Here is a 16,362-nt window from a genome sequence, read left to right as displayed (position 1 = left end):
AGCCACACCATGCACGGCTCCATGCTCATGGCCTTTGGCCAATTTGTTTTCTCGCTGGACACGCTGGCCTTTCAGGAGCTCAAACGCAGCAACAGCTGGCGCCACCCCAGCAATAGCCGTGTGGGTGCCCGCCCCGCCCGCCAGTTTGTGGGCGTGGGTGATGAAAGCTTTGCCATCAGCGGCTGGATTGCCCCCGGCCAGCTGGGCGACTACCGCAGCCTGGACGAGCTGCGCGCCATGGGTGACAGCGGTCAGGCCTTTGCCATGGTCAGCGGCGAAGGGGAAGTCTTTGGCCAGTTTGTGCTGGAGAACCTGAGCGAAACCGGCACCCTGCACGACCGCTACGGCCACCCCAGCAAAGTCAGCTTTGACCTGCAACTGGCCCGTGTGGACGACAACGCCGGCGGTGCAGAAGTCAACGTCAACGAACAAGGCCAGTACCAGTACGTGGCCCCCGGCGAAGAATAAGCACCATGGCTGAAACCACCACCACCGGCAACACCACCGGCAACACCACCAACACAGCCCCGGCGCAAGAGCCAGAAAAGCCCCGGCCCCGCCGCGAGCACCTCACCCCCACCTATGAGCTCAAGGTGGCGGGCAAAGACATCACCCCCAAGCTGGCCCCGCGCCTGATAAGCCTGAGCCTGACCGAAGGCCGTGAAAACACCGCCGACCAGCTGGACCTGGAGCTGGACGACCACGACGGCCTGCTGGAAATTCCCCGCAAAGAAGCCGAGATCGAGCTGCACATCGGCTGGCGGGGCCAGCAACTGGTGGACAAAGGCAGCTTTGTGGTCGATGAGGTCGAGCACAGCGGCACCCCCGACCGCATCACCATCCGCGCCCGAGCCGCCGACATGGGCGGAGAGATACGCACCCGCAAGGAAAAAAGCTGGAAGAACACCACGCTGGGTACCGTCATTGCCGACCTGGCCAAAAACAGCCAGCTCACCCACAAGGTCGATAGCACGCTGGCCAAGGTCGCCATCCCCCACCTCACCCAGACCAATGAAAGCGATATGCACTTTCTGACCCGCCTGGCCCGCAAGTACGACGCCGTGGCCACAGTCAAGAAAAAGCACCTGCTCTTCATGCCCATCAACGGCAGCAAAAACAGCAAGGGCGAGAAGCTGCCCACCGTGCACATCACCCGCCAGGACGGCGACCAGCACCGCTGGTCCAGCAGCGCCCGCGATGCGTTTGATGGCGTCAAGGCCTACTGGTCAGACCGCGTCAACGGCAAACGCAAAACAGCCGTGGCGGGTAAAAAGACGGGCAACGTCAAAAGCCTCAAGGAAACCTATGCCAGCGAGAAAGACGCGCTCGATGCGGCCCGCTCCGAAATGCAGCGCCTGGCACGCGGCACCGCCACCTTTGAGCTATCGCTGGCCGTGGGCAGCCCCGAGATCACAGCGCAGTCCCCCATCAAGGTCTCGGGCTGGAAGGACGATATTGACGGCGAAGACTGGCTGGTCAAAGAAGTCAGCCACACCCTCAATGAAGGCAGTGGCTGGACGACCAAGGCTCAGATGGAACGTGGTGGTCCGGTTGAGGCAAAGGACTAACAGCCAAATCTCTTCAAACCCTGTACACCTGCCAGCTTCTGGGCAGAATGCAGTTGCAAGAGGAGGGGAAAATCATGCTTTGGCTTTTTGACACTGGCCGCATGGCCAAGAGATTTGGAAAATGGCGCGGGCCCGTCATCGTGGCGCACGGTGTTGGTATCTGCATCATCGCGGTCATGATCTCGCGTGTGGTCAACATCTTGCTGAACCTTGAGTCCACGCCGGTCGATGCATCAACCATTTCCTTTGCCGCAATGGTGATCTATGGCGCGGGGGTCTTGCTGGGTATCTGGGGCGCCTATCAATTCATGATGGATGCCCTGCGCGGCAAGTACATCGAGGATGCTGAAGAGTACAAAAACCAGAGTCGGTAACGGGGGCAGCATCACAAACTCGGAAAATAGCCGGCGGATATACTGTATGCATGAACAGTATCAACACATGCATTCCTGTGCCCGTGGCCAGCACCCCGCTGGAGCTGCCCATGGTTGTGGGCTGCGTGCGGGCAGGCTTTCCCAGCCCGGCTGAAGACTTTGGCACCACCCGTTTTGACTTGGCCAAGAGCCTGATCCAGCACCCGGCCACCACCTTTGTCATGCCGCTGCGTGGCGACAGCATGATTGGCGCAGGCCTCTATGACGGCGACTGGCTGGTCGTGGACAAGGTGCTGCGCGCCGTGCATGACGACATCGTCATTGCCGAGGTGGACGGAGAATTCACCTGCAAGCGCCTCTATCAGCGCAACGGCGTCTTCATGCTGCGCCCGGAAAACCCCACCTACCCCGACATTCGCCCGCGCGAAGGTCAGACCATCGAGCTGTGGGGCGTGGTCACCTCCAGCGTGCGACGCTTTCGTAAATGGTGACGCCATGTATGCCCTGCTCGACGGCAACAACTTCTATGTAAGCTGCGAGCGCGTTTTCAGGCCCAGCCTCAAGCGCGTGCCCGTGGTCGTGCTATCAAATAATGATGGCTGCGCCGTGGCCCGCAGCGAAGAAGCCAAGGCGCTGGGCATCAAGATGGGCGAGCCATATTTCAAGATCAGGCATTTGCACGACGAAGCCGGGCTGGTCGCCCTCAGTGCCAACTTCCCTCTGTATGGCGACATGAGCGAGCGCATGATGAGCCTTGCCTCGGCCCTGGGCCCGCAGCTGGAGGAATACAGCATCGATGAATGCTTCATCGACCTGAAAGGCGTACCCGAAGTTACCCGCCGCGCCTGGGTGATTCGTGATCGCATCCTGCGCGGCATTGGCATACCCACATGCATCGGCATCGCTCCCACCAAGACCTTGGCCAAGCTGGCCAACCATGTGGCCAAAGACGCTGAGCGCAAGCCCGGCAGCTACGCGCCCGAGCTGATGCGCGTCTGCAACTTTGCCGAGCTGTCGGCCGCGCAGCTGCAAACCATTCTGCAAAGCACCCCTGTGGGCGAGGTCTGGGGTGTGGGCAAGCAGACCAGCAAGCACCTGGCCGCACTGGGTATCGGCACCGCATGGCAGCTGCGCAACATGCCCATTGCCACCGTTCGCAGCCACTTCGGCGTGGTGCTGGAGCGCACCGTGCGCGAGCTGCAAGGCACCCCCTGCATAGCACTGGAGCTGCAGGCACCGCCCAAACAGCAGATCGCCTGCACTCGCTCATTCGGCCAGCCGGTGACCGAGCTGCAGCCGCTGCTGGAGGCTGTCAGCCACTTTGCCCAGCGCGCCGCTGAAAAGCTGCGCGCCCAGCAGCACCGTGCAGGCATGCTGCATGTGTTTGCCCGCACCAGCCCATTCCGCGAGCGCGACGAACCCTTTAGCGGCAGCGCCACCCTGCAACTGCACCCGCCCAGCGCAGACACCGCCGTGCTGGTGGACGCCGCCATGCGCGGCGTGCGTGAGTTCTTTGAACCCGGCTACCGGCTGGCCAAGGCCGGTGTGATCTTGATGGACTTGTCATCCTGCACGGTAGAGCAAGCATCGCTGCTTCAGGATGCCCCGCCGCCCGTGCGCGACCGCAGCGCACTGATGGAGACCATGGACCAGATCAATGCCCGCTGGGGCAAGGGCACTGTGGGTGTGGCCAGCGCCCTGCAGTCAGCGGGCTGGGGCATGCGGCAGCAGCGGAAGACTCCCAACTACATTGCCAGCGTGAACAACATGCCGACCGTGAGTTAAGGGCGGCATCTTAGGGCTATCCGACGCAATCACCCATCGGGCCACAGACTGGAAGGATAAGATTGATGTGCAAGACTAAGTGCTCAAAGAAGAACTGTCTCAGTGGAAGCGGCACTTAGATCACCAAGTCGCAGATGCTCAAGAAAGCGAGATGCTGAAGAGCAAAAAAAGGCATAAAAAAAGGACGATCGTGCGTCCTTTTTTAGTTCAACCTCGTGGGGTCGCAGAAACCCTGACATAAATCAAAGGCCTCTCTGGCGTTCCATTTTTTTTGCACACCGTTGCGGTGACATCTGCGCAACTCATCCATGCATGAATATTGCTTTTGATAACGCGATTGATATAGCCAAACTTCTGCCCTCTAATTTCAACTCTGATAGCTTGAGAGTCATGCTCATTGTCTGGCTCCAAAATCAGAGTAGCTGCATCGCCAATATTGACTGCATTTACTGCCGCTTGTGTCGCATGGTGACGAGTACCGGCCAAATCAGTTACAAGCTCGCACGGCAAGTCAGCGCAATCAAATACAGGGGAAAGCGTAAAGCCGTCACTTGGCAAGCGAGCGCCTGTGTAGCCCAGCAAGGCAAAGTCGGAAAGCTCAAATGGACTCGGCAGCATATGGCGCTGCAGAAAAGCAGGGAAATCTTCACGCTTGCGTGGAGGCAGTCGACGCAAAAACGTCGGCAACACATCACTGATCTCCGTCTCTTTCGATGTCAGCGGAAAAGCAGGATGCCCCTGAAATCCATAAAGCGAAGCATTGTAAAAGTCTTCGGATTCACGCAGATAGCGCAACTTTGCAGTGGTGTGGTCTGTCGATGGTATCAACTCACCAACGACATATCGATGACGGGCTTTTGGCTCAACAGCCGACTCTAGCCCTTGCCATGTCAGCAAAAGCTTTGTCGGCTCGCAAAGATGGCTAATTGAACTCATTGAGCAACTCTTTCAAAATTTCCAAACGGCGCAGCAAATTGCGCTCAATCCACTCTACACGATCAGTTGCAAGGTGACGAAACGGTGGCGGTGGAGTCATCAACGGCAAGAGATCATCAAGGCAACATCTGATTTGATCAGGCGAAACCTCCAGTCGCGACTGCAATTCCTTGATGCCCAGATGCTCTCGAAAATGCTCAAGGTACTTTCGAAGTACTACAAACAGGCACTCACGGCCACTATGCAGCGACCAAGTCATGTGCGATCGGCCGCGATCAATATATTGGTTCAGTTGATCCTCAGACCAGGTATCAACTAGATGAGGGAAGCGGTCTTGGCCTAGGCTCGTACCGTTGTCGAACAGTGGAGCAAAACGCAGCTTTTCGAGGCTGGGACTATAAATGAATCCCCAATTTTCCTGATGGCGGTCTGTGTTTCCGATCAACGCATCAAAGGCCAATGCATCCATCCACCAATTGCGCCAATCTACGCCCCGGAATTGATCCTGCTTCAACAAAGACAACGCCCGCATCAATAGAGCGTTGTCCACTACGTTATGAGCCTCTCCAAGCCTGCGATCAAATGCAGGATTGATGACCTGTAGAAAGTCTCCGGCAGGCACAAAGTGCTCTGAGGTGTCCTCGTAGAACCACTGTACAAGTGCCCCCACAACACCGTTTCGGCGATCAATCCCTATGAAGGTTGGAGGAGTGTCAAAGCCGAGTATCTTGCCGATGCGATAAGCAACAATTTCGCCCAAGAACTGGTCTGGATACCTTTTCTGGGAACGCTTCAGCAAATACCGACGCCCAGGAATCAACAAATCCCTATCGCAATCCTGAGGCGCAATCACAGCATCTTTGGCCCGAGCTCCCGCTGGGAAAACGCCGAAATTCTGGTCAATCTCCCATGAGCTGACATCAATGATTTCACTCTGAACTAGATATGACATGCCTTCTCGCATACAGCGCTTCACCGCCGCACATAACTCTTGCGCCCCGAATCCGAATAGCAATACCGCCCACCACGCGGCCCGGTGCAGATATTGCCGCTGCGGCAGCTGCAGTCGCCGCCAGCAGACCTGGCCGGTTTGGGCTGTGACGTCAGGCCCAGCGCACGGCTGGCACCGCCGCCCGTCGCTGCGCTGCAGCTGCGCTTGGAGCCGCTGATCGAGCCGTCATTGCAGACAAACTTCTCACCCGCGCAATGCGACACCCCGCCCTTTTTGCCGGAGCAGGGGTAGTTGGCGGAATAAGCCTCAAAACTGGATAAAACCAAGAGCAGGAAAGCGCAAGCAGCTATTGTTTTGAATAGCATTAGCGGGCCGTATCACAGTCCCAGTTTTTTGAGAAGCGCGGGCAGAAGTTGCGCCAGCAAAATAGCGCTGACCACCCACATGATGATGCTGTTCTTGGCCTCGGCGATGTTGGCCTTCATCTCTGCACGAATAACGGCCAATTCCTTCTCGATGGAATACAGACGCGCATCCGTTTTTTCAGTGAGGGCTTCCAGCTTTGCAATACGTGGTTCCATATCGCCATTGTCGGGTGGTTCACCTGATCCCTGCAACTCGCTTTTGAGGCGCGTGGCCATGTCATACACATTGCTCATTCGCTTGCCCCATCTGCTTTTTCATCGACAAGACAACCATCAATGAGCTTCAGCACCGAACGGGTCGCACTTTTCTCACTCTCGGACATGCTGCCCTGCTCCACATCCTGGCGATACATGTCAATCGTGGACAACATAGCCTTTGCATCCAGATTGCCAGATGCCACCAGATGCTTGAGCAACAGCCCAACTACCACAGTCACTGCCGTGGTGGCCTGGGCAAGTACATCAACGTCATTGCTTGCTTGATCTTGCATATTGATTGTCAAAACCTTCTCCCATTCCACCCATACACCACGCGGCCCTTGATGCAGATTTGCTCGGAGCCGTCGAGGATGTCGGAGGTCTTGATGGCCTCGTTATCGCTGCTGACCTCATAGCGGCCATCGAGCCGCTGGCGCACGCGCTTGATAAAGAGGCGGCTGTGCGCTTCGAGCACATACACGCCGTCCACCAGCACTTCAATCACATCGGTATCGACCAGGCAGAAGTCACCGCTTTCCAGCGTGCCGTGCATGCTGTCGCCATAGGCGTGAATCAGCTTGATGGCCGCAGGCCTGCATCGCGGCAGGTGGGTGGCCAGCCAGCGGCGTGAAAACGGTACGTCGTTGAGGATGACGTCTTCGCTCAGCAGCTCATTGCCCGGCCCCATGCTGCCGGTGGCACTCAGCAGTGGGACATAGATCGTGTCTTCATTGGTGGCGGGGGCGGGTGCGGAGCCGGAAAAACTCCGCTTCGATGAGGCAAGTGCCTGACTGAATTGCGCTCCAGTGCCAGTCAGGATGAAGCCAACGTCAATTCCCAAATTCTGGGCATATGCCAGAAATTCGGCGCTGGGTGCAGAGACACCGTTCAGCCAGTTGTTGACTGTGCTTGTGGCAAAGCCGCCATCTTTGGAGATGCCCACGCCCGTCAAGCCAAGCTCTTCACAGGCCTCTTTCAAACGGTTGGCAACAGATTGCTTGAAATCCGAATTACCGGATTTATTCATAACAAATCCCATTTTTTATTGACCAATCCGAAATTTCGGATAAGATCGCATCACTTCTTAACAAACCACCGCCATGAACACTACCAACCCCAGCCCCGCAGCGGGTCACCCTGAAGCAGATGCCGCCCAACCATCCACGGCTGCGCACTGCTGTCACTGTGGCGCACCGAAAGCCGACCAAAGGCAGCGCATGGCGCAGGCGGTGGCCGATGAGCTGGAGCGGCGTGAGCGCTTAAGGAGAGGCTCTAGGCTCAATGACGGTCAATGAGGTCTGCCACCTCGCGCAAATCGACAAGAACGCTTTCAACAAACTCATGCTTTGGATTTGCTTCCTCCCAGGTGTCCATCCACGCCGGAACTTCTTCTGGAAGAAGGCCTGCTTTTTGCGCTTTTTGTGCGTCAACGTGGCAAGCCTTGCGCCAACGTTCATTCGCCATTTCAAAAACCTTTGCCGCCAAAAGCAGTTGATCCGCCGAGTAACTCATTGCCTTCCCTTCTTAAACATAGTCAATTAATTCTTAACTTAACAAACCACCGCCATGACAACGACTAAGCAGACCTCTAAAAAGCCCCTGTCAGTGCTCTATCACGATGAAGTCGGTGCGGGTGATGTAGCAATCCACATCCGGTTCAAGAGCGAACAGATCGACAGCACGCAAGCGCTTGAAGAAGTGCTTGCCGCCATCGTCAGCCAAACAGCACAGATCGTTGAGGCTGTTGCGCCGGGCGCCACAACCCACCTGCGCATCACTGATGTGCTGGGCCTGCAAGGTGTTTTGTTTCGTGGTGTCGAAAAACGAACTACGAACCAGTGCGAGGCTGCTCGTCGTGAATCCGCCCAGCCTCAATTTCTGCCGCAGTCTCCTGCAGCAGTTGATAGGTCTGAGTGATGCTTTTTTTGCAGCGCTTCACATAAACAGACGACGAAAAGTCAGGGATGCCGTCTTTCAAAACCATTTCGGCAGCCAGCTGAAACAGCTCTTTGTCAATGCTCATTCTTTGTACTCCGTTCACAACTCTTAACGACGCATTATGACCAAGCCAGATGCAGTAACACAGCAGGCCGCTCCCAAGCCGGACGACCTGGTCTATTTCCGTTTTGGCAAACAAGGCGCAGAGAACCACCGCAAGGTGCGCGAGATCGTGGCCGCCCGTGGCGGCAGCAGCAGCATTGCCGGTGTGATCCGCGAGCTGATCTCGCGGGGTCTGGCAGACCTTGAGTCCGAGCAGGCCATCATCGCGGCCCACAAGGGCGGCGGTGCTTCGGCGGCAGTCAATGCACGGGGCTGAGAAGTTCATGCACTGCATCTTGCGCAATACCTCACGCAATCACACGCAACTTGTTTTGCGTGGCGTTGCGCGCTGAGCATCCACGGAAGGAAACCATCATGAACATGCGCCCCCCTATTTCAGCCGGGACCATTGAGCGGGTGCTGCGCCAGAACCTGAGCCAGCCTCGCAGCGCTGTGGCCGAGGCTGCAGGCTGGGATGCCAGCAATGTCAGCCGGGTGCTCAGCGGCCAGCAGGGTGTGCCGGTGGCCAAGCTGGACGCCATTGTGGGCGCAGCGGGCTATGTGCTTGTCAGCCGTGAATATCTGGACGCCATTGGCGTGCTGAGCCGTGTGGGGGCGTATTGCCACTGCGCCCGCTCTGGCGGCGGCGAGTGCGGCCCGGCCAACCGTGCCAGCTGCGGCGAGTAAGGGGCTGCCGATGTACGCAGACGAGAGAGTCACCCCACCCGAAGGCGGCTACCAAGTGCTGACCTTCAAGCGCCGCAAGGGCAAGGAGGTGCACAGAGAGGGGACGCGCTGGCCCTGCCCGCATTGCGACCACCTTTGCACGATTCGCACCAGCGGCATGCTGACCCGCACCATGCGCGAGACGACCTATATCTGCTCGAACCCGGAGTGCGCCTGCTCGTTTGTGGTGAACAGCCAGATTGACCGGATGCTGAACGTGGGGGCCACGCCGGACCCGTCGATCAACATCCCCGTGTCCAGCCATGTGCGACGCGATGTGGTGCGCGCCGTGCTGGATCACGCCGACACCGCCCCGCACCAGCCGCGCTACACGCAGCCTGTGACGGGTGACCTTTTCATGGGTAGCCCAGCACCGGGCTGACCCACTGGCGCCTAGCGCCCAACCACCCATTTCGATAGCACCGACAGAGCCTGTTTGCAGGCGCTGCGGCCCTTTTTACGCCCAAAAACTGGAGGAACACCATGTCTGCAACAGCCCAAAACACGGTAAGTCAGCGAGAGCTGGCCATTCTTTCGCGCTTCTTCTTTCTGGCCTGGGGGCACAGCCACAGCGGTGCCAAGGTGGCCGCTGGTCTGCTGCTGGGCCTTTACAACGGCACGCGCTTTCCGTTCGATCTGACCGATCTGCGCCTGCTGGATGCCCAGATGCTGGATGACGCTCTGGCTTTGATGCGCTTTGACAGCCGCCCGCAAATGGAGGTGCATGCCTGGCTGAATGCTTTGTACGGCCAGCGTGACTTTGGCGAGCGCTTTGAACACCTGGCCCACAAGTGGCGCATGAAGGGCAAGTGCAAGAAGGCGTTCTTGTTCCCCGTGCACGCCATTGAAGAGCTGACTTTTGTGCAGCAAGGCGGTGCGGCATGAGCGTTGCACAAACAAGACCAGCCGCCCGCCGTCTGGCCAGAGTGGGCGGCATAGAGCTTGGGCCTCAAAGCTGTCTGGCCGTCTGGGCCTGCACCGATCCCCAAGGCAAAGAGCGCCGTGTGTGCATGGATGTGCAAACCGCTCATGGCTTTACCAGCGTAGAGCTGCCGTCAGGGCTGATCCAGCAACTGGAGAAGCTGCTGCGCGCCGGGGCATATATGGCCGAGGTGGCGGGCGATATGAGCGCCGAAGAGTGGGCCGCATACCAAGCTGCGGAGAACGCTGCGGCAATTTCTGCCCGCAAGGAAGGCGGTGCTGTATGAATTTGAGCCGTTCAATCCAGCGCTATGGCGCCATTGTTCAAGCCTGCATGGCTAATGCAGCGACAAAAGAGCACTCTGGCGTTTTTTTGACGCTCACCCTTCCCAGCCGGTTCCACCCAACACGAGTTCAATATGGCGGCGCGTCAATTGCGAACTCTGAGTATGAAAAAGGGTTGACGCCGCTTGACGGTAATCAATGGCTGTGTGAGCGCTGGAAGAGAGTGCGTGTGCAGCTCAAGCGCAATAACGTTGCTCTGTACGGGCTACGTATGGTGGAGCCACTGCGTGATGGAACACCTCATTGGCATGTGATGGCTTGGTTTGAAAAGCCTGAGCAAGTTTCAGTGCTGGAAGCCGCCATTCACAGGTACTTCAGAGACCCTGATTCAAGTTGGGGGCCTGCATATAAAGGGGTGGCCAGCACTCGTGAACTGTCTGCTGGAGCAGCTTACTACTGCGTCAAAGCGCTGGCCAAAAGTGAGCAGCATGACATGGTGTGGGCCTCTACCTGGGGTATCCGTCGCTTTCAAGTCATCGGTGCAGCAGCATCCGTGCGCGCGGAAGGCGGTGCCGCATGAGCCGCTATTCACGCTTTGAAGACGCTCGCTCTTCCAGCACGGCGATATGCCAACTGCACAGCAACGTGACCAGCCACAGCACCAGCGACAACACTGAAACGGCAAGCCCCAGCCAAGAGCGCTGCGAAGGATCGGCGCCCAACCAGCGCCACAGAGAGAACGCCCCAAAGGCAAGCAGCAGCAAGGTGCGGGCAAACGCGGACAAAAAGAGCTTCAAAACGGAGGTGGGCATGCGTGGTCTGTTCATGGTCTACGGGATGCAGCTCATCGGCAGCGCGGCTGCGGTATGGACGGGCAGCACATTTTGGTACTGGGCTGCCATTGTGCTGTGCGCAGTTTGCATTGCTGCGGTGTTGTGGGCGTGGGTCAAAGCCGTGCGAGGTGCCGCATGAGCCGCCACTACAACGTGACCCATGTGGATGCCCAGGGCGTGCGCCGCCGTCTGGTCATCAGCGCCCCCAGCCGCGATTTGGCGTGGGCTTTTGCCGAGCAGCTGTATGGCATGCCCCGGTATCTGTCTGCAGTGAGGGTGTGAGCATGAGCCAGCCCATCTTGCGCAATGCGCTGGTCATGCTGCCTCAGCCCTCCCCTGTTGCAGCGCAGTTGCTGCCCGGTGCCGTGGATTTGCTGCGCATTACGACAGAGGCCTGGGGGCCGCTGCGTGAGAGCGATGCCGTGCCTATGCCTTTGGCGGTGCGCAAAAAGCTCAAGGCACTGCGTGAGGATTACCGCCGCAGTTCGGGGCGTGGCTATATCGATGCAGAAAATCAGGAGTGGATGGCTCTGCCCGTGCGCTGGCGTATGGCTTTGCTGCTGCTGTGCGGCATTGAGGGGGACTTGCCAACGCTGGCCGGGCGTGACATTCAGTCCATGCCGCCGCCTGAGCGTGGTGCTATCAAGTCTGAGCTGCGGCTTGCCAAGCGTCAGTTTGCGCGCCTGGTTGCGCTGGTCAGCCTTTGGTAGACGCTAGGTAGAACGCCATGGCCAAGATACTGCGCGAACTGCCCAAGAGCCTTGCCGACTGGAGGAAGAACAAGCCCCAGCTGCGGCATGTGGCCGAGCATCTGGAACGCATCATTGACGATGCGCCGCAGGCGTGGCGCGCATTCATTCGCAATCGCTTTACCAAGATAGAGCCTGTGTCCCCCATGGGCACAGATGCCAATGAGCAGGCCCGCTGGTTTACCCAGCAGCCGCCGGACTGGGCCAAGGCATGGAGAAGCCTGAAAGAGCTGGCGGCATTTCAAGATGCCTATGGCGATGCCATGCGCTGGAACCTGGACGATCACGACATCTGCAAATGGGCCAATGCACTGGCTGGGCAGGCGGGCGAGCTGGAGGCGGTGTGCCTGGCCGAAGAGAGCAGCCTGCGCGCCACCGAGGTGCTGCAGCGCTTGGCCAAGGGTACGCGCCAGACCGAAGAAGACAAGGAAGCCGAGGCCGCCCGCTGCATTGCCCGCCGTGTGGATGCCATTCGCATGCTGGTGCGCATGATTGGCGTGGAGGAGGACAAGCCTATCAAGGGGCTCCCCGCCGTCAAACGCGCCCAAGACCCACGCTGGTGGCGCAGGCGTCTGCGTACGCATGTGGCTCGCATTGTTGAGGGCGGCTATATCCGCCTGGGCATGGTGCACCGCGCCAGTGGTGGCTATATCAGCCATGCCGGGCTGATGCGCCGCACGCACCAGATCAAGCGCAATGCAGAGGCACTGGCCCGCTCGCTCTATACCAATGAGGCGGGGCAGATCTACAACCTGGCCGAGCTGGCGGCGCTGGGCACATCCAACCCCGTGGTGCGCGGTGGTGAGCTGATGACGCGGGTGCGTGGCGCCGAGGAGTATGCGGACGCTCGGGCCCATGTGGGGCTGTTCCTCACTTTGACGCTGCCCAGCCGCTTTCATCCGGTGAAGTTGGGCCGGGGTGGCCACCCTGTGCCCAATGAGAAGTATGTGCCGGGTATTACCCCTCGTGACGGCCAGATGTGGCTGCGCGGGAACTGGCAAAAGCTGCGCAGTGCTGCCAAGCGCAAAAAAATCAATATGTATGGCCTGCGCGTGGCCGAGCCCCACCATGACGCCACGCCCCACTGGCATGCGCTGGTGTGGGTGGAGAACGAGGAGCAGGCCCAGGCGCTGGAGGCCTTGATTCGCAAGTACTGGCTGGCCGATGAAGGCGATGAATCAGGTGCGCAAAAGAACCGCGTTTGCATCAAGCGAATGGTGGCTGGTGGTGCTGCGGGCTATGTGGCCAAGTACATCGCCAAGTCCGTAGGCCACCACGCACTGGCCGAGCACACCGATGTGGTGCAAGGCCAGGAAGTGCAGATGGCGCTGGACCTGGACAGGCCTGTGCAGCCCGAGGCCAAAGAGTCAGACAAGGATGGCTTTGCCGGTTACCGCCGTGTGGATGCATGGGCCAGTCATTGGGGCATTCGCCAGTTTCAGACCATTGGCATGCCCAGCGTGACGGTGTGGCGCGAGCTGCGCCGCGTGAGCAAAGACCAGCTGGAGCTGTTTGGCCGTGAGGGTGACCGCGATACCCGCCGTGCCTATACGGCCTGCCACCGCCATGGCGAGATACGCGCCGACTGGTGCAGCTTTATGGAGGCCATGGGTGGCCACGCCCGCAAGCGCAGTGAGTGGCATCTGCGCGTGGTGCACCGCACACCCGAGGCGGGGGCCGTCAACCAGTACGGCGAAGAGATCACACAAGGCCGCATCGTGGGCCTGACGCCGCAGCGCGGTTGCATGCGTGGCCGCTGGCTCGTCAGCCGCCGCATTGCATGGGCGCCCTATGTCTCGACATTGGCCGCTGATGTGGATGCTGAAACGTCTGAACTGATTCAAGGGGCCAATGAGGCGCAGGGCACAGGCATGGCCGTGTCCAGGCCGCCGCTGGCGGCCCCTTGGACTGGTTTCAATAACTGTACGGCCCGCCTCAGCGGCGAGACGGCCAGAGAGTTTTTTGGTCGTGGAGACCACGAACCTGAGGACTGGAGCAGTCCAAACAGCCCCGATTCGGTGCTGTACCAGCCGCCAACGATGGCCAGCCGCTTCCAGCAAGCAGCCCATTTCTTCCAAAACGCCCACTGATCCATCACAGGAGGAGTACTCATGTCCGCAAAACGCACCGAACCCAGCCGCAGCGCCGTCAACCAGGCGGCGGGCTTCAAGTACACGCCCGCCGTGGGCACCGATCTCGCCAAAAGCTTTGCCGCCATTCGCCGCAGGCAAGCCCAGCAGCAGCGCAATGCCGCTGCACTCGAAGCAATGCAAGCCCAGCAGTCGCTGGAGCTGGAGCAAGGCGCACAAGTACTTCCTCTTTTCAAGCAAGCCATCTGACCCGCCACCACCGGAGCCACATCATGGACCACAACATCAGCGCACTGCACAGCTACCGCGCCATCCTCATTCCGTCCAACGCCAACCCCAGCAATCTGGAAGACCTGGCCGACGCCGGTCTGCTGCCGACCATCCGTCTGAAGGCCAGCAATGCCACCCAGGCCGAGGCGCGCGCGCATCTGGCCAGCGGCAAGGGTGTGCTGCGGGTTGAGCGTGTGGAAGAAGCGGAGGCGTAATTCCATGTCAATGAATAACGAGTATCTGAGCAACCAGGAGTTGAGCCGTCTCACCGGAGGCAGCGAGAACTCGCATAAGTCCAACTGGCTGAAGCTGCGCAGCATTCCGTTCCAGCAGGACGGCAAGCGCATCATCGTCTCGCGCGAGCATGTGCGGGACTGGCTGGCAGGCAAGGTCATGCTGACACGCAGCGGCATGAACCTGAGCGCCATTCGATAAGAGGAGAACCATGCCAAAGGTCACCAAGTACCCACGCCTGCGCACCAAGGTCTACAAGGGCAAGGGCGGCAAGGCTTATGTCTATTACGTGTACGACATGCGCAAGGAAGGCAAGCCCGACATTCGCCTGGGCACCGACCATGCCAAGGCCTTGCTGAAGTGGGATGAGCTGCACAACCAGAGGCCCCAGACGATTGGCCGGATCGAGGAGGCCTTTGCCCGCTGGGAGGAGCGCGAGTTGCCCAAGTACAGCGGCGACACCTATGCAGGCTACTTCAAGAATCTGCGCACCATCCGCCCTGTGTTTGGCCAGATGGTCTGGGATGAGGTGGATTTGCCTACGCTGCGCCAGTATCTGGACCTGCGCACAGCCAAGACCCAGGGCAATCGCGAGATGTCTCTGCTGCGCCTGATCTGGGGCAAGGCCAAGCTCTGGGGCATGACGCGCTGCCCGTGGCCCGCCGAGGGCATACGCGGCTGGAAGAATGAGGAAAACGCGCGCACCTTTGAGGTGACGCCCGAGCTGTTTCGTCTGGTTTACGCACAGGCCGATCAGGTGCTGCGCGACGGGATGGATATGGCATCCGCCACGGGTATGCGCCTGAAGGATGTGATTGCGGTGGAGCTGCCCAGGAATGGGCTGCTCAAGCGCATTGCCAGCAAGACCCAGAAGGTCAAGGGTGCCATCGAGTTCGACATCAGTGAATCGCCCGTGCTGACCCGCATCATCGAGCGCCGCCAACTGGTGGACACGTTGTGCCCCCATGTGCTGGTGCTGCCCGATGGCCGGCCGGTGACCTACCGCATGATCTCCCGCCGCTGGGAAGATGCCCGCGATGCGGCGGCCTACCGCGCCGAGGTGACTGGCAATGATGAGCTGGGCAAACGCATCCGCGCCATGTACCTGCGCGATATGCGCAGCTTCGCCGCCAACCTGGCCGAAGACATTGATGAAGCATCAAAGCTGCTGGACCACAGTAATGTGAGCGTGACGCGCAAGCACTACCGGACGCGGGCCACGCGGTTGAAGGCTGTGCGTTGAGCTAGTTCGATCCTCATTACGTTCATTTATTAACTACACAGTTGTTTTAAAAACGAAAAATACCTGATTTCAGTGATTGTTAAATTAAGTTGCAAAACTAAAACTCTCTGACATTCAGATTTGAGGCCGCTGCAATTTTTCGTCAGCCGGCGAATCTGCAATGGAGAGCAGAAGTGAACAAGACGTATAAGACTATTTGGAACCTGGCATTGGGAGCTTGGGTTGCAGCGCCGGAGACAGCGCATTCTAGCGGGCAGAGCAGCCGCGCTGCCTGCATTGAAGGGACTCAAGCGACGATTGAGGGCCTCACATTCCGCATCCAAACACTGTTTAGCCCCGTGGCATTTGCTATGGCGCTTGGCCTGTCTGTTGTTGGCTCAGCCTGGGCAGATGGTGGTATGGGCAGTGCAGGACGCCCTTCGTACGGCGGCGCAGGTGGACAAGATCAGCTGGTGGTGAATGGAGAAAATGGGAAGCTATCTAAATACAACATTGGTGGTGGTGGCGGAGGTGGCGCAGGCGTTCAAGGCGGTAATGGAGGAAGCAGTACGGGCTCAGCCTCAAGCATCGGAGGAATAGGCGGAATATCAGCAGGAATGGCTGGTACTGCTGGCGGTAGTGCGCCTCTAAGTGGTGGTGGTGGTGGTGGTGGTGGTGCCCATGGTTTTTTGGGAACCAGTTTGACTCAAGCTGCAACAGGAGGCGCTGGAGGCCGAGGTGGGGATGGGGCACA

Annotated in this window: 29 protein-coding genes and 1 pseudogene; 21 read left to right on the top strand and 9 right to left on the bottom strand. The window is 59.0% G+C overall.

All coding sequences use genetic code 11. The features are described from left to right. Window positions 1-9: 9 nt before the first annotated feature. The 5 genes from AC2I9W_RS10785 (at window position 10) to AC2I9W_RS10765 (ending at window position 3,727) form a co-directional block, all read left to right on the top strand. Window positions 10-468, top strand: coding sequence for a phage tail protein (locus AC2I9W_RS10785; protein WP_486409963.1), 459 nt, complete (start codon window positions 10-12; stop codon window positions 466-468). A gap of 5 nt (window positions 469-473) precedes the next feature. Next, a complete protein-coding gene (locus AC2I9W_RS10780) occupies window positions 474-1,568 on the top strand; it encodes a contractile injection system protein, VgrG/Pvc8 family (RefSeq protein WP_486409962.1) in 1,095 nt (364 codons plus the stop codon). A gap of 101 nt (window positions 1,569-1,669) precedes the next feature. Then, the gene (locus AC2I9W_RS10775) at window positions 1,670-1,942 is read left to right on the top strand and encodes a hypothetical protein (RefSeq protein ID WP_486409961.1); all 273 of its coding nucleotides are present in this window, start codon (window positions 1,670-1,672) and stop codon (window positions 1,940-1,942) included. Between the two features lie 50 nt (window positions 1,943-1,992). Continuing rightward, window positions 1,993-2,433 (top strand): translesion error-prone DNA polymerase V autoproteolytic subunit, encoded by a 441-nt coding sequence (locus AC2I9W_RS10770; protein WP_158390559.1) that lies wholly within the window; start codon window positions 1,993-1,995, stop codon window positions 2,431-2,433. A gap of 4 nt (window positions 2,434-2,437) precedes the next feature. Next, window positions 2,438-3,727, top strand: coding sequence for a Y-family DNA polymerase (locus AC2I9W_RS10765; RefSeq protein ID WP_486409960.1), 1,290 nt, complete (start codon window positions 2,438-2,440; stop codon window positions 3,725-3,727). Window positions 3,728-3,934: 207 nt separating this feature from the next. On the opposite strand, the gene AC2I9W_RS10760 is transcribed toward AC2I9W_RS10765, so the two are convergent. Genes AC2I9W_RS10760 through AC2I9W_RS10735 form a run of 6 tightly spaced genes read right to left on the bottom strand, consistent with a single transcriptional unit; the run spans window position 3,935 to window position 7,265 of the window. Next, window positions 3,935-4,663 (bottom strand): HIRAN domain-containing protein, encoded by a 729-nt coding sequence (locus tag AC2I9W_RS10760; protein ID WP_486409959.1) that lies wholly within the window; start codon window positions 4,661-4,663, stop codon window positions 3,935-3,937. Continuing rightward, window positions 4,650-5,615: a HipA domain-containing protein gene (locus AC2I9W_RS10755; protein ID WP_486409958.1), complete on the bottom strand. Its 966-nt coding sequence runs from the start codon at window positions 5,613-5,615 to the stop codon at window positions 4,650-4,652. Before AC2I9W_RS10755 ends, AC2I9W_RS10760 begins: the two co-directional genes overlap by 14 nt. A 20-nt stretch (window positions 5,616-5,635) precedes the next feature. Continuing rightward, window positions 5,636-5,941, bottom strand: coding sequence for a YdcA family protein (locus AC2I9W_RS10750; protein ID WP_486409957.1), 306 nt, complete (start codon window positions 5,939-5,941; stop codon window positions 5,636-5,638). Window positions 5,942-5,992: 51 nt separating this feature from the next. After that, window positions 5,993-6,256: a hypothetical protein gene (locus AC2I9W_RS10745; protein WP_486409956.1), complete on the bottom strand. Its 264-nt coding sequence runs from the start codon at window positions 6,254-6,256 to the stop codon at window positions 5,993-5,995. A gap of 14 nt (window positions 6,257-6,270) precedes the next feature. Beyond that, window positions 6,271-6,543: a hypothetical protein gene (locus AC2I9W_RS10740; RefSeq protein WP_486409955.1), complete on the bottom strand. Its 273-nt coding sequence runs from the start codon at window positions 6,541-6,543 to the stop codon at window positions 6,271-6,273. Beyond that, window positions 6,540-7,265, bottom strand: coding sequence for an XRE family transcriptional regulator (locus AC2I9W_RS10735; RefSeq protein ID WP_486409954.1), 726 nt, complete (start codon window positions 7,263-7,265; stop codon window positions 6,540-6,542). Before AC2I9W_RS10735 ends, AC2I9W_RS10740 begins: the two co-directional genes overlap by 4 nt. Window positions 7,266-7,338: 73 nt before the next feature. On the opposite strand from AC2I9W_RS10735, the gene AC2I9W_RS10730 reads away from it, so the two are divergent. Further along, window positions 7,339-7,533 (top strand): hypothetical protein, encoded by a 195-nt coding sequence (locus AC2I9W_RS10730; RefSeq protein WP_486409953.1) that lies wholly within the window; start codon window positions 7,339-7,341, stop codon window positions 7,531-7,533. Here the strand turns inward: AC2I9W_RS10730 and AC2I9W_RS10725 are convergent. The 3 genes from AC2I9W_RS10725 to AC2I9W_RS10715 form a co-directional block, all read right to left on the bottom strand. Then, window positions 7,517-7,750, bottom strand: coding sequence for a hypothetical protein (locus AC2I9W_RS10725; RefSeq protein ID WP_486409952.1), 234 nt, complete (start codon window positions 7,748-7,750; stop codon window positions 7,517-7,519). The two genes, AC2I9W_RS10730 and AC2I9W_RS10725, sit on opposite strands and share 17 nt — an antisense overlap. Window positions 7,751-7,840: 90 nt before the next feature. Further along, window positions 7,841-8,035, bottom strand: coding sequence for a hypothetical protein (locus AC2I9W_RS10720; RefSeq protein WP_486409951.1), 195 nt, complete (start codon window positions 8,033-8,035; stop codon window positions 7,841-7,843). A gap of 31 nt (window positions 8,036-8,066) precedes the next feature. Next, window positions 8,067-8,261: a hypothetical protein gene (locus tag AC2I9W_RS10715; protein ID WP_486409950.1), complete on the bottom strand. Its 195-nt coding sequence runs from the start codon at window positions 8,259-8,261 to the stop codon at window positions 8,067-8,069. 36 nt (window positions 8,262-8,297) lie between these two features. On the opposite strand from AC2I9W_RS10715, the gene AC2I9W_RS10710 reads away from it, so the two are divergent. The 15 genes and pseudogenes from AC2I9W_RS10710 to AC2I9W_RS10640 form a co-directional block, all read left to right on the top strand. Continuing rightward, window positions 8,298-8,555 carry a hypothetical protein gene (locus AC2I9W_RS10710; protein WP_486409949.1) on the top strand — a complete coding sequence of 86 codons (258 nt, stop codon included), beginning with the start codon at window positions 8,298-8,300 and terminating at the stop codon, window positions 8,553-8,555. Between the two features lie 98 nt (window positions 8,556-8,653). Next, window positions 8,654-8,965 carry a DNA-binding protein gene (locus AC2I9W_RS10705; RefSeq protein ID WP_486409948.1) on the top strand — a complete coding sequence of 104 codons (312 nt, stop codon included), beginning with the start codon at window positions 8,654-8,656 and terminating at the stop codon, window positions 8,963-8,965. Between the two features lie 10 nt (window positions 8,966-8,975). Next, the gene (locus AC2I9W_RS10700; RefSeq protein ID WP_486409947.1) at window positions 8,976-9,386 is read left to right on the top strand and encodes an Ogr/Delta-like zinc finger protein; all 411 of its coding nucleotides are present in this window, start codon (window positions 8,976-8,978) and stop codon (window positions 9,384-9,386) included. A 101-nt stretch (window positions 9,387-9,487) separates the two neighbouring features. Next, entirely contained in the window at window positions 9,488-9,889 is a 402-nt protein-coding gene (locus tag AC2I9W_RS10695) for a DUF7673 family protein (protein WP_486409946.1), read from the top strand. Further along, window positions 9,886-10,212: a hypothetical protein gene (locus AC2I9W_RS10690; protein WP_486409945.1), complete on the top strand. Its 327-nt coding sequence runs from the start codon at window positions 9,886-9,888 to the stop codon at window positions 10,210-10,212. Before AC2I9W_RS10695 ends, AC2I9W_RS10690 begins: the two co-directional genes overlap by 4 nt. Beyond that, window positions 10,209-10,790, top strand: a complete 582-nt coding sequence (locus tag AC2I9W_RS10685; protein WP_486409944.1) for a replication endonuclease — start codon at window positions 10,209-10,211, stop codon at window positions 10,788-10,790. The genes AC2I9W_RS10690 and AC2I9W_RS10685 overlap by 4 nt, the downstream gene beginning before the upstream one ends. Next, window positions 10,787-11,182, top strand: a complete 396-nt coding sequence (locus AC2I9W_RS10680) for a hypothetical protein (RefSeq protein ID WP_486409943.1) — start codon at window positions 10,787-10,789, stop codon at window positions 11,180-11,182. Before AC2I9W_RS10685 ends, AC2I9W_RS10680 begins: the two co-directional genes overlap by 4 nt. After that, a complete protein-coding gene (locus AC2I9W_RS10675; protein ID WP_486409942.1) occupies window positions 11,179-11,325 on the top strand; it encodes a hypothetical protein in 147 nt (48 codons plus the stop codon). The genes AC2I9W_RS10680 and AC2I9W_RS10675 overlap by 4 nt, the downstream gene beginning before the upstream one ends. 2 nt (window positions 11,326-11,327) lie before the next feature. Then, entirely contained in the window at window positions 11,328-11,753 is a 426-nt protein-coding gene (locus AC2I9W_RS10670; RefSeq protein WP_486409941.1) for a hypothetical protein, read from the top strand. A 17-nt stretch (window positions 11,754-11,770) separates the two neighbouring features. Continuing rightward, entirely contained in the window at window positions 11,771-13,882 is a 2,112-nt protein-coding gene (locus AC2I9W_RS10665; RefSeq protein WP_486409940.1) for a replication endonuclease, read from the top strand. A 21-nt stretch (window positions 13,883-13,903) separates the two neighbouring features. Further along, entirely contained in the window at window positions 13,904-14,131 is a 228-nt protein-coding gene (locus AC2I9W_RS10660; RefSeq protein WP_486409939.1) for a hypothetical protein, read from the top strand. Between the two features lie 23 nt (window positions 14,132-14,154). Next, window positions 14,155-14,367, top strand: coding sequence for a hypothetical protein (locus AC2I9W_RS10655; RefSeq protein WP_486409938.1), 213 nt, complete (start codon window positions 14,155-14,157; stop codon window positions 14,365-14,367). Between the two features lie 4 nt (window positions 14,368-14,371). Next, window positions 14,372-14,587: a hypothetical protein gene (locus AC2I9W_RS10650; protein WP_486409937.1), complete on the top strand. Its 216-nt coding sequence runs from the start codon at window positions 14,372-14,374 to the stop codon at window positions 14,585-14,587. A 10-nt stretch (window positions 14,588-14,597) separates the two neighbouring features. Next, window positions 14,598-15,629 carry an integrase gene (locus tag AC2I9W_RS10645; protein ID WP_486409936.1) on the top strand — a complete coding sequence of 344 codons (1,032 nt, stop codon included), beginning with the start codon at window positions 14,598-14,600 and terminating at the stop codon, window positions 15,627-15,629. Between the two features lie 173 nt (window positions 15,630-15,802). Then, window positions 15,803-15,886: pseudogene (locus AC2I9W_RS10640) on the top strand (ESPR domain-containing protein); the annotation flags it as partial. Between the last annotated feature and the right edge of the window lie 476 nt (window positions 15,887-16,362).

The organism is Comamonas sp. FUJ_7, from assembly GCF_057369555.1.
The sequence above is the reverse complement of the archived record's forward strand: the minus strand, read 5'-3'. Positions and strand labels throughout refer to the sequence as shown.

Bases quoted from the DNA above. Each gene is read 5' to 3' on its own strand.
- AC2I9W_RS10685 (WP_486409944.1), top strand. From the start codon at position 10,209: ATGAATTTGAGCCGTTCAATCCAGCGCTATGGCGCCATTGTTCAAGCC.
- AC2I9W_RS10725 (WP_486409952.1), bottom strand. From the start codon at position 7,750: ATGAGTTACTCGGCGGATCAACTGCTTTTGGCGGCAAAGGTTTTTGAA.
- AC2I9W_RS10755 (WP_486409958.1), bottom strand. From the start codon at position 5,615: ATGTCATATCTAGTTCAGAGTGAAATCATTGATGTCAGCTCATGGGAG.
- AC2I9W_RS10745 (WP_486409956.1), bottom strand. From the start codon at position 6,256: ATGGCCACGCGCCTCAAAAGCGAGTTGCAGGGATCAGGTGAACCACCC.
- AC2I9W_RS10760 (WP_486409959.1), bottom strand. From the start codon at position 4,663: ATGAGTTCAATTAGCCATCTTTGCGAGCCGACAAAGCTTTTGCTGACA.
- AC2I9W_RS10735 (WP_486409954.1), bottom strand. From the start codon at position 7,265: ATGAATAAATCCGGTAATTCGGATTTCAAGCAATCTGTTGCCAACCGT.
- AC2I9W_RS10770 (WP_158390559.1), top strand. From the start codon at position 1,993: ATGAACAGTATCAACACATGCATTCCTGTGCCCGTGGCCAGCACCCCG.
- AC2I9W_RS10660 (WP_486409939.1), top strand. From the start codon at position 13,904: ATGTCCGCAAAACGCACCGAACCCAGCCGCAGCGCCGTCAACCAGGCG.
- AC2I9W_RS10710 (WP_486409949.1), top strand. From the start codon at position 8,298: ATGACCAAGCCAGATGCAGTAACACAGCAGGCCGCTCCCAAGCCGGAC.
- AC2I9W_RS10680 (WP_486409943.1), top strand. From the start codon at position 10,787: ATGAGCCGCTATTCACGCTTTGAAGACGCTCGCTCTTCCAGCACGGCG.
- AC2I9W_RS10780 (WP_486409962.1), top strand. From the start codon at position 474: ATGGCTGAAACCACCACCACCGGCAACACCACCGGCAACACCACCAAC.
- AC2I9W_RS10705 (WP_486409948.1), top strand. From the start codon at position 8,654: ATGAACATGCGCCCCCCTATTTCAGCCGGGACCATTGAGCGGGTGCTG.
- AC2I9W_RS10715 (WP_486409950.1), bottom strand. From the start codon at position 8,261: ATGAGCATTGACAAAGAGCTGTTTCAGCTGGCTGCCGAAATGGTTTTG.
- AC2I9W_RS10775 (WP_486409961.1), top strand. From the start codon at position 1,670: ATGGCCAAGAGATTTGGAAAATGGCGCGGGCCCGTCATCGTGGCGCAC.
- AC2I9W_RS10645 (WP_486409936.1), top strand. From the start codon at position 14,598: ATGCCAAAGGTCACCAAGTACCCACGCCTGCGCACCAAGGTCTACAAG.
- AC2I9W_RS10785 (WP_486409963.1), top strand. From the start codon at position 10: ATGCACGGCTCCATGCTCATGGCCTTTGGCCAATTTGTTTTCTCGCTG.
- AC2I9W_RS10650 (WP_486409937.1), top strand. From the start codon at position 14,372: ATGTCAATGAATAACGAGTATCTGAGCAACCAGGAGTTGAGCCGTCTC.
- AC2I9W_RS10765 (WP_486409960.1), top strand. From the start codon at position 2,438: ATGTATGCCCTGCTCGACGGCAACAACTTCTATGTAAGCTGCGAGCGC.
- AC2I9W_RS10695 (WP_486409946.1), top strand. From the start codon at position 9,488: ATGTCTGCAACAGCCCAAAACACGGTAAGTCAGCGAGAGCTGGCCATT.
- AC2I9W_RS10675 (WP_486409942.1), top strand. From the start codon at position 11,179: ATGAGCCGCCACTACAACGTGACCCATGTGGATGCCCAGGGCGTGCGC.
- AC2I9W_RS10730 (WP_486409953.1), top strand. From the start codon at position 7,339: ATGAACACTACCAACCCCAGCCCCGCAGCGGGTCACCCTGAAGCAGAT.
- AC2I9W_RS10670 (WP_486409941.1), top strand. From the start codon at position 11,328: ATGAGCCAGCCCATCTTGCGCAATGCGCTGGTCATGCTGCCTCAGCCC.
- AC2I9W_RS10665 (WP_486409940.1), top strand. From the start codon at position 11,771: ATGGCCAAGATACTGCGCGAACTGCCCAAGAGCCTTGCCGACTGGAGG.
- AC2I9W_RS10690 (WP_486409945.1), top strand. From the start codon at position 9,886: ATGAGCGTTGCACAAACAAGACCAGCCGCCCGCCGTCTGGCCAGAGTG.
- AC2I9W_RS10700 (WP_486409947.1), top strand. From the start codon at position 8,976: ATGTACGCAGACGAGAGAGTCACCCCACCCGAAGGCGGCTACCAAGTG.
- AC2I9W_RS10655 (WP_486409938.1), top strand. From the start codon at position 14,155: ATGGACCACAACATCAGCGCACTGCACAGCTACCGCGCCATCCTCATT.